The organism is Caloramator proteoclasticus DSM 10124, assembly GCF_900129265.1.
GTDB lineage: Bacteria > Bacillota > Clostridia > Clostridiales > Caloramatoraceae > Thermobrachium > Thermobrachium proteoclasticum.
In genome coordinates, this window is record NZ_FQVG01000066.1 from 1 (window position 1) to 12,494 (window position 12,494).

Annotated in this window: 8 protein-coding genes; 2 read left to right on the forward strand and 6 right to left on the reverse strand. The window is 32.4% G+C overall.

Going from position 1 to position 12,494, the window contains the following annotated elements; genetic code table 11:
• Positions 1-968: 968 nt before the first annotated feature.
• The 3 genes from BUB63_RS11730 to BUB63_RS11740 form a co-directional block, all read right to left on the reverse strand.
• On the reverse strand, positions 969-1,904 hold the full coding sequence (locus BUB63_RS11730; protein ID WP_073249966.1) for a magnesium transporter CorA family protein: 936 nt from the start codon (positions 1,902-1,904) through the stop codon (positions 969-971).
• A gap of 159 nt (positions 1,905-2,063) precedes the next feature.
• Positions 2,064-3,140, reverse strand: coding sequence for a hypothetical protein (locus tag BUB63_RS11735; protein ID WP_073249968.1), 1,077 nt, complete (start codon positions 3,138-3,140; stop codon positions 2,064-2,066).
• 222 nt (positions 3,141-3,362) lie between these two features.
• Entirely contained in the window at positions 3,363-5,459 is a 2,097-nt protein-coding gene (locus BUB63_RS11740) for a DUF11 domain-containing protein (RefSeq protein WP_073249970.1), read from the reverse strand.
• Positions 5,460-5,736: 277 nt separating this feature from the next.
• On the opposite strand from BUB63_RS11740, the gene BUB63_RS11745 reads away from it, so the two are divergent.
• Entirely contained in the window at positions 5,737-7,098 is a 1,362-nt protein-coding gene (locus BUB63_RS11745; protein WP_073249972.1) for a M28 family metallopeptidase, read from the forward strand.
• Positions 7,099-7,102: 4 nt separating this feature from the next.
• Complete coding sequence (locus BUB63_RS11750; RefSeq protein ID WP_073249974.1) at positions 7,103-7,882, forward strand: GNAT family N-acetyltransferase; 780 nt, start codon at positions 7,103-7,105, stop codon at positions 7,880-7,882.
• A gap of 327 nt (positions 7,883-8,209) precedes the next feature.
• On the opposite strand, the gene prfB is transcribed toward BUB63_RS11750, so the two are convergent.
• From prfB to BUB63_RS11765, 3 genes are all read right to left on the reverse strand, one after another.
• A protein-coding gene (gene prfB / locus BUB63_RS11755) for a peptide chain release factor 2 (protein ID WP_242826175.1) occupies positions 8,210-9,329 on the reverse strand; the annotation gives its coding sequence in 2 pieces (ribosomal slippage) (positions 8,210-9,259 and positions 9,261-9,329; 1,119 coding nt in all).
• 26 nt (positions 9,330-9,355) lie between these two features.
• On the reverse strand, positions 9,356-11,857 hold the full coding sequence (gene secA, locus BUB63_RS11760; protein WP_073249977.1) for a preprotein translocase subunit SecA: 2,502 nt from the start codon (positions 11,855-11,857) through the stop codon (positions 9,356-9,358).
• 202 nt (positions 11,858-12,059) lie between these two features.
• The coding region (locus BUB63_RS11765; RefSeq protein WP_143290284.1) for an RNA-guided endonuclease TnpB family protein at positions 12,060-12,494 on the reverse strand (435 nt) is incomplete at its 5' end.

Genomic DNA, 12,494 nt, shown 5'->3' on the forward strand with positions numbered 1-12,494 from the left:
AAGAAGTAGTCGCTACATAATATTTAAGCTTTGCAGTAGCTACGCATATAAAAATGATTTTTATGAGATTGTAGCAAATATTCACAAGTTAGAATGAAATTCTTTTATTATTGTTCTTTGATAAGTTCAAAAAGTAAAATTTTATACTATAGGTGAAATCTATTCTTCTTTAATGTAAATATCTGTAATTTATGAAAATTTTATTCATATAACAATTATACTAAGATTTCTTATAAATATTTTTCAGTTTAATTTTTGGTTGGTGAATAATTCAGGCTTAAATTTAGATAATATACGCTCCGCAGGAATAGCCAAAGCTAAAACATGGGCATTACTCAATTGTATATCATTAGTTGCTGGCACAATAGCTGTAAATAAATTAAACACATTATCCACAAGTGCTTAGTGGCAATAAAATATAATATTTACCATAAAATCACAATATTTGTTTGTGGTTTATTAAAGTGCGTCAAAAACACATATTTAAATCAATTTTTATTTAAAATCAAACAAATCAACATTACAACCTGTGGATAAATTATACAGTTTTAAAATTTCTTAATTGTGCAATTTCCTCAATTATCTATATTTTATACAAAAATTAAACAAAAAGGGGCTGTAAATACAAAAAGTTAGGACACAGCCTAACTTCATTTTGTTGACAAACCCAATTGTTAGCTAAAGTATGAAAAAGCCCCATGAAAGGATTTTATTTGGCTCTTTCATGAGCTTTAGCAATTCTTAGGTTTTCGACTTTGAAAAAATCCGTAATTCGGCACAGGACGTGCCGAGCCGAGCGGCCATCAGGACGATGGCATCGCGAGGGTAGGACTTTTTCAAACAAAGAAAAGCTTAGAATTGATTAGCGAAATGAACGAATACCCAATAAATCCTTCATGGGGCTAATCAATATATAACTTTTTCAACAACGTGAAGTTAGGCTTAAACCTAACTTTCAATATAAATCCTTAAAACATATCCTTCTTTGCAAGATAATATGCTGCAACTCCTGTTGCAAGTGCCGTAATTAAAAGAACTATATAAAATCCAAAGGGATTTTCTGCAAAGGGAACTGGTACGTTCATACCCCAAAGTCCTGCAAAAACCGATGGAATAGATATTACAATAGTAATTGATGCTAAGAACTTCATAACTATGTTTAAGTTGTTAGAAATGATTGATGCAAAGGCATCCATTGTACCACTTAATATGTTACTATATATATTTGCCATCTCTATTGCCTGCTTGTTTTCAATTATAACATCCTCAAGAACATCTTGATCCTCTGGGTATTTGTTTATCATTTCAAGCTTTAGCATCTTTTCAAGGGTTATCTCATTTGCCTTAAGAGATGTTGAAAAATAAACAAGACTCTTTTCAAGTTCAAGAAGCTGTATAAGTTCTTTATTTTTCATTGATCTATGAAGCCTTGCTTCTATAACTGAACTTGTTTTATCTATCTGCTTTAGATAGTTTAAGTAATAGGTCGATATTCTAAATAGTATTTGTAGTATAAATCTTGATTTTTTGTAGGTATAAAAGCTTTTAATTTTGCCCTTTATAAAATCTTCAAGTATTTTATTTTCTTCAAGGCATATTGTTACTATAAAATCATTATTTAAAACAATACCAAGTGGAATTGTATAATAGTTTAGTTTTTTGTTTTCGACATCAATAAATGGAATGTCAAATATAAATAGGTATTGATCCTCTTCAATTTCTAAACGCGAACTTTCCTCTTCATCAAGTGCTGATTTTAAGAAATCAACCATAATACCTGTCTTACTTGAAACATATTCAAGTTCTGTATCTGTTGGATTTATTATATTAATCCAACATCCCTTTTCAATAGTTTCAACCTCTACCGTTGTGTTGTCCTGAATAGTCTTATAAATCTTTATCATTCCGTGCACTCCTTTCTACACCCCACAAGGGTGCAGAACAGTATGCACCCTTGTGGTCTATTTTAAGCTACTACTATAAGGCCCATCTCCCATATATTTACACCTCTTTAAAATATATATTACAATAATAATTTACATTATATATCAAAAAAAGACAACCTATTTTTGTTCAGGATTTAAAATAATTATAGGTTTAGGCGGAACAATTATATCCTTATTATCACCATTTTTAGGAAATACATTTGGCCTCTCACAAATGCCGGTAAATCCAACAATATATCTTCTTTGCTCTATTAGTTCACCATACTGCTTTATCTTTTTAGTTAACAAATCAAAGGATACTCGTATTGCCCTTTCATACTTCTCTATTGTATTTCTAAAATGTTTAAAATCAGATCTTTGATCGTGTTTACCATTTGCTGCAACTGTACCATTTATTACAACCCCATCAAACACCTTAAAAAGTTCAGTTAATGCCCCTACAACATTAAAGGAATTTATATTATAGTTATTCGATTGAATTGGTGTAATTAAAATCTCCTGAAGTATACATTTTATTATATATCTTATCTCATCCTCTATAACTGCTATTTTATATTCAAGCTCAAGTTCTATAAGTCTTAGTATTTTAAGTAGACTTTCATTTACCTTGTCCCTAAGAGCAACTACTATATAATATTTTATCATTGTAATGCATTCTTTTTCTGTTAGAGTTCTTTTTCTATCTGCATCAAAGGGAACATAGTTTACATTGTAAAGCATCCTTATTATCTGCCTTTTATTAAATTTTCCAAAGTTCATCTCAATAAATTTATCATATCCTGTAGATATTAGTATATCTTCCGCCTTACATCTCCATTCAACATCATCTATCCTATCTATTATTTCCCTAATACTCACTCTAAATATCAAGTATTCAAAAACATTTACCAAAATTTCTTCTTCAACCTTTTCTGCCACAAGTGCCAGCTTATAATTTCTACAATCCTCATCAACATAAGGTGGAATATATTCTCTATTGCATATTCTATTGTAGGCATCTATTATTACCTGTTTTTTTCTACAGGCATTACAAGGGTTGTATGAAACCCTTTTATCCTTAATCCCACCCTCTATGCTCTCCTTTATATACTCATTAAAGCAGTCATCAAATTCGCAGTCATCTTCAACTGTTTCAAACCGCTCAGACAGCCTTTTTATAAAATCGTCAATCTGCTTGTCTATATTATCTCCCATAATACCCCACCCTATATCTTAATCATATTATAGTATATTATATATTTATAAAAATAATGATTTTTCAAATATTCTAAAAAGTTTTCAACAATATCCACAAGCTTGTCCACATCTTATACACAATATTTTTTTATCCAACATTCTTCCACATTTTTTTCACAAAATATTCCACAGGCTTATCCACAAAACCTGTGGATAAGCCTTAAAAATAGTGGATAACTCTTAGCAGTCCTTCTCTGCCTCACCCTTTATTAGTATATCCATAGGTTCTACAAAGAATCCCTTAAATTCTATGTCACAGAAGTTGTAAAGTTTGCTTAAATCTCTACAGAACTTAAATCCTTTAACAATATATTTATACTTAAACTGATTATCACAAACATCCTCTTCTAACGGGTAGCAGATGGAATGCTCAAGAAGATTAATCATTAAATCCTTTCCTTCATATTTGTAAATTATATTTTTCTCTATAATAAACTTTAATATTATTTTATTATCATATATCTTATATTCAAAACTATCTATTACATCACTGCCACATTCTAAATCATATTTCTCGTGAAGGCATACAATCTGGTCTAATAAAATATTTCCATCTATTCTTTCTACGATTTTATCAACATATAAATCTAAATTATTCTCAAAAGTATCTGTTACTGATTTTCTCTTTAAAAGTTTTACATCGTATTTAATATATTCATCTGTATAAATTATAGGAGCTATAAATTTTTTATAGTAGCCATCCTTTTCAAATATTATTGTGTAAACTCCAACAGGTAAATTTAAACTATATTCTTCATCAAATATTTCTGTTTTTATTAGACTACATTGTTTATATACCTTCACAGTTACTCCCTCAAGAAGCTCCATTGTTTTGCAATCCATTATTTTACCAGATATATTTATTAACATATTCTCATAGGCTGCCAAAACATTAACACCTTCATCACGAACGATATCAGTTGTATCGGCATTTATAGCCGATGCACGTGCCTCATTTAAATATTGAAGTCCAGTCATTATAAAGTATCCATCAAATTGTATTGTTAAAGTTTCCTCTTGGTCTGGTTCTAAATCTCCAACCTGCCAAACAAGAGTACTTGTTGGAGAGTCATAAAATACTGCTCCCATTGAAGGTGTATAAATTGGTACTTCACCTGTAAATACAAAATTTTCATTCAGAACATCTACAACTTTTACTCCATACACCTTAACTTCCGAAACATTTGTTACTTTTATCTCTACTGTCCATCTGTCTTTTTTGCACGCATTGATCTCTGTAGGCCCATCTATTAATGTCTTTGTTATCTCTATTTCTCCCTGTTCTTCATTGACACAGACTCCTTTGTCACTTACAGGCCCTACAGGTTTTATATTATCCCCAGTTAAGGTTGCAAAGTTTATAATCTTAAACCCAGGATATTTAAATGAACCTGTTATTGTAACCACTAATGTTTCAAAGTTACCTGGGTCAAGGTCTCCTATATTCCAAGTTACTGTAGATGTCTCCTCATCAAACTCTGCAGAAGTTGTACCACTTGGTGTTAAAGATACATCTGTATCCTCAAGTCCTAATTCTGCATTTATAACGTCCTTAACTACTAATCCCTCTGCGGTTGACTCTGAATTATTTGTAACTGTAAGTGTATATGTCCAGGTAGTTTCCTGTTCTGGATCTATACATTCAGGATAAAGTGGGCCATCTGTCACTTCCTTTGTCAACATTACCTCAGGTTCAACAGACTTATTTATTTCATCTCCACAGATTATATCTTTAATCAAAATTTGGTTTTGAGTAGATGTGAAATAGCAAAGGCTAAATACTGTTGTATCAAAATTAAATCCTTCAAAGGCTGAGATTGGTGCTTTAAAATCTAAAAAGTAGTCGTCATCTGGTGTTTTGGCACAGGGAAACTTTGTATTTGCTTTAATTACCCTAATATCCGTTCCAAATACATCTTCAACTAACACGCTATAGATTATTACCCCAAATGGATTTTTTATTATCAATCTATAATTTCCACCGCTTACGTCAATTGTGAAGGTATATTTTAAATTTACTCCAAAATTGATAAATACTCCCCAAGCAAATTCTTTAAATTCACCTGACTGACTTTTAAGTGGTGTTTCATTTAATCTCATTCTAAAGGAAACTTCTCTATTTGTTTCAGTTTCTGGATCAATATAGTAGTAGGCTGCTGGATTTGAAAGGTCTCCTACAATGTCCGTTGAACAGGGATTTACATTATTAGGAACGGCTGTTATAGGGAGTCCATTTTCTGTGTATATTATCCAATTACTTTCGCTTGGAAAAGGCACAAAAATCACCTCTATATTTTATACTCTATATCATATTATGAATAGATAAAAAAGGTGCTACAATTTATTCTTCTTTTCCTGCAATTAATATATCCATAGGTTCTACAAAGAATCCCTTTCTATTTGTAATTTCAAAATAAGTCTGCCATTAATTATTCTGTATTTATAAAATCCCCCACATAAATTTTCTATTTTATAATACGCTTAAACTAAAGTTTCAGTTACTCTCTTATGCTAATTTATCTAATATTTTCATATAATTATACGAGGTGATTTTATGAAGAGAATCTATACAGTAATCCTAATTTTAATCTGCCTTTTGTTTACATCCTTTACTCCGATAAACTTTAATAAACATAACGTATATGAGATAACAAAGGAACTATCATCTGATAAATACAGAGGAAGACTTGCAGGTGATAAGGGAAATAAACTTGCAGAAGATTATATAATTTCACAATTTAAAAAGAATGGATTAAAGCCTCTTTATAAGGACTTCCGCCAAAGCTTTGAGGTTTTTGTTCCTTTGATTGAGGGAGAATGTATCCTTAAAGTTTTTGACAGTGAAAAAAAGAAAATAAAGGAATATAAGTACGGAGAGGATTTTAAAGAAATTATTTCTGGACAATCACAGGGTGGAAGAATATATGCAAAGCTTGATGACAAGACAATTAAATTTGAATCAAGGATAACAGGCGAGAGTTTAGGAAACTACGAATATGATAAAAGACTTATGAAGGATGGTGTAGGGGCTGTAATTTATTCCTTTGACAGAATGATGAGATTTAGAAGTCCCTATAAGGAACAGGTGGAATATAAAGAGGGGCTTATTAAGATTTCGGTTCAGACAAAGGTTTTAAAGGAACTTGAGGAGTTTAAAAGACAAGGCTACTATATTGAAATACAAAGCCCTGTAAATTACAAGAAGGTTAAGGTAAGCAATATTATAGGAATAAAGGAAGGGAAGGATAAAACCCTCCCCCCTATAATCTTCTCTGCACATCTTGACCACGTTGGGTTTGATGCAGATGGTGTAATATACTCTGGTGCCCTTGACAATGCCTCTGGCATTGCAATGCTTATTGAAATTTCAAGGGCATTGAAAAACACCTCCTACGACAGAGATATTATTTTTGCTGCCTTTAATGCTGAGGAGGAGGGACTTATTGGTTCTTCCTACTTTGTGAAAAATAGTGGACTCAACTTAAAGGATGCTGAGGTTATAAATTTTGATATGGTAGGTTCTAAAGAGGATGTACCTTTAAGTATATTAACGTCAGGTAACAGAAGTGTTTTTTCAAGAAGTTTAGTAGAACTACTTAAGGAAAAAATAAAATGCAAAAATATTTATCAGGATAACAGCGACCACGCTTCCTTCTGCTATGAAAACATAAATGCAGTAACTTTTATACACGATGATACAAGCAAAATCCACACACCAAAGGATACAATTGATAACATTGATATAGATAGATTTGAAAATGTTTTCAATGCAATAAATATATACCTTGAAAGTAGAACTAAACTTGTTTATAACCCAGTGGTTAATCAATTTTCCTTTACTTCTGTCATATTAGGATATATAGTTGCATTAATTATTTTAGAATCAATATGTTTTATAGCAAGTAAAAGAGAGTGATATTATGGCTCATTTAGCAACTATCTTAGATTTAAAAAGGATAATAAAATACAAACCAAGCTACGTTTCAGAAGAAGAGCTTTATAATATATATAATGACGGGTATATGGTTGTATCTGATATAAACCCGGTCCACTATTCATATCCCGTTAGATACTATGACAATCTTATAATTAGATATTCAATAAAGGATTATGCTGAGCTTGCTGAAATGCTAAAACTTTTTTTAGACCTTTTTAATGAAGACCTATATATAGCAAACATTCCAGAAGAAAAATTAGAGCTGTTTAAATCCTTAAACTTTAATCCTCTTTATAAATTAAATACAATGATTAAAAAAAATTATGATATAAAAAACAATATATCAAACTGCTACTTTGTGCCATATTCAAATATATATTCAAAGGCTATGGTTGATATTGATAACAGCTTTTTTGATGATATATTCAAACTAAAACCCCACCATATTATTGAAATGGCAAAGGATCCGTATATCAAAATTACTTTGTGTATTTCTAATAATAACTGCATAGGTTATAGCATATACAAGCTTAATGCTACACTTGGTTTTGGTTATATAATTAAAATTGCAATAGACAAAGATTATCAAAACAAAGGCTTTGGTTCTATGCTTCTTATGGACATTGTAAACTCCTTTAGAACAAAGGGGGTTTTACCTATTTTAATTGACTGCATAGATTCTTCTACTCCATTTTTTGAAAAGAATGGGTTTATTCCTATAAGCTCTAACTACTTGTTAAAGTACACTTATAAGTTATTGTAAAAAAGTACAGCCCACACGAGCTGTCAGAATGTTGAGTTATATATTGCTTAGCCCCATGAAGGATTTCTTGGGCATTCGTTCATTTCGCTAAGCAATTCTAAGCTTTTCTTTGTTTGAAAAAGTCCTACCCTCGCGATGCCATCGTCCTGATGGCCGCTCGGCTCGGCACGTCCTGTGCCGAGTTACGGACTTTTTCTACGTCTAAACCTAAGAATTGCTAAAGCTCATGAAAGAGCCTATTGAAATCCTTTCATGGGGCTTATTCATACTTTAGCTAACAAACAGGTTTGTCAATAATCTAAGCACAGCCCATACGGGCTGTGGTCTTTACTCTACATCTGTGTTTCCACTTGCTGTTTGTCCCTTTAAGAATGCATTTATAAACTCATCTATTTCTCCATCCATTACAGCTTGAACATTACCTATTTCAACGCCTGTTCTGTGATCTTTAACAAGAGTATAAGGCTGGAATACATAGGATCTTATTTGGCTTCCCCATCCTATATCCTTTAAGTCTCCTGTTAGGTCTTCTATCTTTTCTTTATGTTCCCTTTCCTTAAGTTCAATCAGTTTTGACTTTAACATTTTCATTGCTCTATCACGGTTTGCGTGCTGTGAACGCTCTGTCTGACATTGAACTACAATACCTGTTGGTATATGTGTAATTCTTATTGCAGACTCTGTCTTGTTTACGTATTGTCCACCAGCACCACCTGAACGGTAGGTATCTATTTTTAGGTCTTCTGCTCTTATATCAATGTCCTGTTCAGGTGTAATTTCTGGAAGAACTTCAACAGAAGCAAATGATGTATGTCTTTTACCTGCTGCATCAAATGGGGAAATTCTAACAAGTCTATGAACTCCCTTTTCTGCTTTTAGGTATCCGTAGGCATATTCACCCTTTATTTCAAGTGTTACACTCTTTACTCCCGCTTCATCACCAGGAAGCATATCTACAACGTCAACCTTATAACCCCTCTTTTCTGCCCATCTTGTGTAGAGCCTTAATAGCATTGAAGTCCAGTCGCAGGCTTCTGTTCCACCAGCACCCGCGTGAATTGTAAGTATTGCATTATTCTTGTCATATTCACCTGATAGAAGTATTTCTATCTTGAAATCTTCTATTTTCTTTTCTATTTCTCTTCTCTCCTGCACTATTTCATCAAGTGCATCCAAATCCTCAACTTCATCGGATAGCTCAATTAAAACCTCAAGATCGTCAACCCTTCTTACAAGGTCTTCATATCTTTCTACTTTATCCTTTAGGGATTTTAATTTTTGTGTTACCACTTGTGCATTTTGAGGATCATCCCAAAAGCTTGGATCATTCATCTTGTTTTCTAAGTTTTCAATCTCCTTCTTTAAATTAGCGATGTCAAAGAGAAGCCCCCATTTCCTTAAGTGCTTCCCTCATCGGGTTAATTGCTGCATAGTGTTCTTCAAACATTACGTGCACTAAAATCACCTTCCCTATTATTTATTTTTTCCACAACAGTGTTTGTATTTCTTGCCACTTCCACAAGGACATGGCTCATTTCTACCTACCTCTTTTTGTTTCTTTATAGGAGTTTTCTTAACTGATTCATCATAGTTTGTTGATGTTTCCTTTGCAACTCTTTCTCTCTTTACTTCTTTTTCTGGCTTTAATCTGCATAGGAATCTTAGAGTATCTTCCTTTATACTATAAATCATTTCATCAAACATATTCATACCCTCAATTTGGTACTCATATATTGGATCTCTTTGTCTGTATGCTCTAAGTCCTATACCCTGCTTTAGGTGATCCATAGCATCTATATGGTCCATCCATTTTACATCAACTGTTCTTAGAAGTACTATTCTTTCAATCTCTCTTATCTTGTCATCTTCAAAATCTTTTTCTTTATTTTCATACATATTAGTTGCTATGCCTAATAACTTTTCTCTTATTTCTTCTTTACTTAAGTTATCAAACTCTTCAACACTTAACTTGTCTGAAATGTTAAATACATCTACAAAATAGTTAATTAGTCCCCTTAAATCCCATTCTTCTTTATGTCTATCATCAGATATGTGTGAATTTACTGCTGCATCTATAACGTCCTCTATCATCTTGAATATCGTATCGCGAAGGTTTTCTCCCTCAAGAACCTGTCTTCTTTGATTGTATATTATTTCTCTTTGTTTATTCATTACATTGTCATATTGTAAAAGGGATTTTCTTATTTCAAAGTTATTTCCTTCAACCTTCTTTTGTGCCTGTTCTATTGCATTTGTAACCATCTTGCTCTCTATCGGTTCATCATCAGGCATTCCCAATCTTTCAACTATGTTACTTATTTTTTCTGAACCAAATAGACGCATTAAATCGTCTTCAAGGGATATATAAAATCTTGATTCTCCTGGGTCACCTTGACGTCCTGAACGTCCTCTTAATTGATTATCAATTCTTCTTGATTCGTGTCTTTCTGTACCTATTATCTTAAGTCCTCCAAGTTCTGCAACACCTTCTCCAAGCTTTATATCGGTACCACGGCCTGCCATATTAGTTGCAATTGTAACCATTCCCTTTTGTCCTGCATTTGCAACTATTTCAGCTTCCTTTTCGTGATATTTGGCATTAAGAACTTGGTGAGGTATTCCCCTCTTTTTTAACATACTTGAAAGATATTCTGATTTTTCAATACTTATTGTACCAACAAGAACTGGCTGTCCTTTTTTGTATGTTTCTACAATTTCATTTACTATTGCATTAAACTTTGCTTCTTCTGTTTTGTAAACAACATCTGGTTTGTCAACTCTTGCAACTGGTTTATTTGTAGGAATTACTATAACATCAAGACCATAAATTTCTCTGAATTCACTCTCTTCTGTTTGTGCAGTACCTGTCATACCAGAAATTTTGTTATAAAGTCTAAAGTAATTTTGGAAGGTTATTGTGGCAAGAGTCTTTGATTCACTTTGAACCTTTACTCCTTCCTTTGCTTCAATTGCTTGGTGCAGACCATCAGAGTAACGTCTACCATACATCAGTCTTCCTGTAAATTCGTCTACTATTATTATTTCTCCATCCTTAACAACATAGTCAATATCCTTTTTCATTAATTTATGAGCCTTAAGTGCTTGAATAACGTGGTGCTGAATCTCCATATTTTCTGCATCAGCATAGTTTTCTATTTTAAAGAAATTCTCTGCCTTTTTAACACCCGTTTCTGTTAAAATAACTGCATGTTGTTTCTCATCAACTTCATAATCCTCTTTAGATAATGTTCTTACAAAAGTATCAGCAACTTGATATAGATATGTTGACTTTTCTCCTTCACCTGAGATTATAAGAGGTGTTCTTGCTTCATCTATAAGTATTGAGTCAACTTCGTCTATTATCGCATAATTAAGCTCTCTCTGAACCATTTCTTCTTTATATATAACCATATTATCTCTTAGATAATCAAAACCAAACTCATTATTTGTTCCATATGTTATATCGCTGTTATAAGCTTCTCTTCTTTGAACTGAATCTAATTCGTGTGTAATAACCCCAACAGTTAAACCTAAAAAGTTGTAGATTTTACCCATCCATTCAGCATCACGTTTTGCTAAATAGTCATTAACTGTTACAATGTGAACTCCTCTACCTGTTAGAGCATTTAAATAGGCAGGTAATGTAGCAACAAGTGTTTTACCTTCACCTGTCTTCATTTCTGCTATTCTTCCCTGATGAAGCACAATACCACCAATTAACTGTACTCTAAAGTGCTTCATTCCCAATGTTCTCCACGCAGCCTCTCTAACTACTGCAAAAGCTTCTGGCAACAAATCATCTAATGTTTCTCCCTTTTCTAATCTTTGTTTGAACTCAAACGTTTTTCCACGAAGTTCATCGTCTGATAGTTTTGACATTTGTTCATCCAGTGATTCTATTTTTTCAACCAAAGGCATTATCCTTTTAATTTCTCTATCACTATATGTACCAAAAATTTTTTCTAAAATCCCCACTTTATTCACCTTCTTTTACTAATTTAAATACAAATTTCATTATATCATTTAAAACAATCGTTATCAATATTGAAAGGTTAAGATTGTGTTTACACATATGTGAACTACCCCCACTTATAGAAGTGGTGGCTTCGTGGTCAATACTCCCAATGGAGCAAGTTATCCCACGCTCAAAGGGCTGTTCCTTCCCCAAATATACCAATTACATGGCTAATTTTAGCAAATTCTTGCTTGCATTTATATCTCTATCATGAACTGCACCACACTTTGGACATTTCCATTCTCTCAATGCTAAATTCTTTACATCAAAATTTTTATATCCACATTCACTGCATATTTGACTTGATGCATAATTTTGTGGTGCTATTATTATTTCTCTGCCATACCATTTTGCCTTGTATTCTAACAGCCTTCTAAATTCTGCCCATGATGCTTCTGTTATTGCTTTTGCTAATTTATGATTTTGTTGCATATTCTTTACCTGCAAATCCTCTAAAACTATAACTTGGTTTTCGTTTATAATTTTAGAAGATAATTTGTGCAGAAAATCTTTCCTTTGATTTGATATTTTTTCGTGGAGTTTAGCAAGCTTTTGTCTTGTTCTTTCATAGTTTTTACTTTGCTTCTGCTTTCTTGA

Bases quoted from the DNA above. Each gene is read 5' to 3' on its own strand.
- BUB63_RS11745 (WP_073249972.1), top strand. From the start codon at position 5,737: ATGAAGAGAATCTATACAGTAATCCTAATTTTAATCTGCCTTTTGTTT.
- BUB63_RS11735 (WP_073249968.1), bottom strand. From the start codon at position 3,140: ATGGGAGATAATATAGACAAGCAGATTGACGATTTTATAAAAAGGCTG.
- BUB63_RS11730 (WP_073249966.1), bottom strand. From the start codon at position 1,904: ATGATAAAGATTTATAAGACTATTCAGGACAACACAACGGTAGAGGTT.
- BUB63_RS11750 (WP_073249974.1), top strand. From the start codon at position 7,103: ATGGCTCATTTAGCAACTATCTTAGATTTAAAAAGGATAATAAAATAC.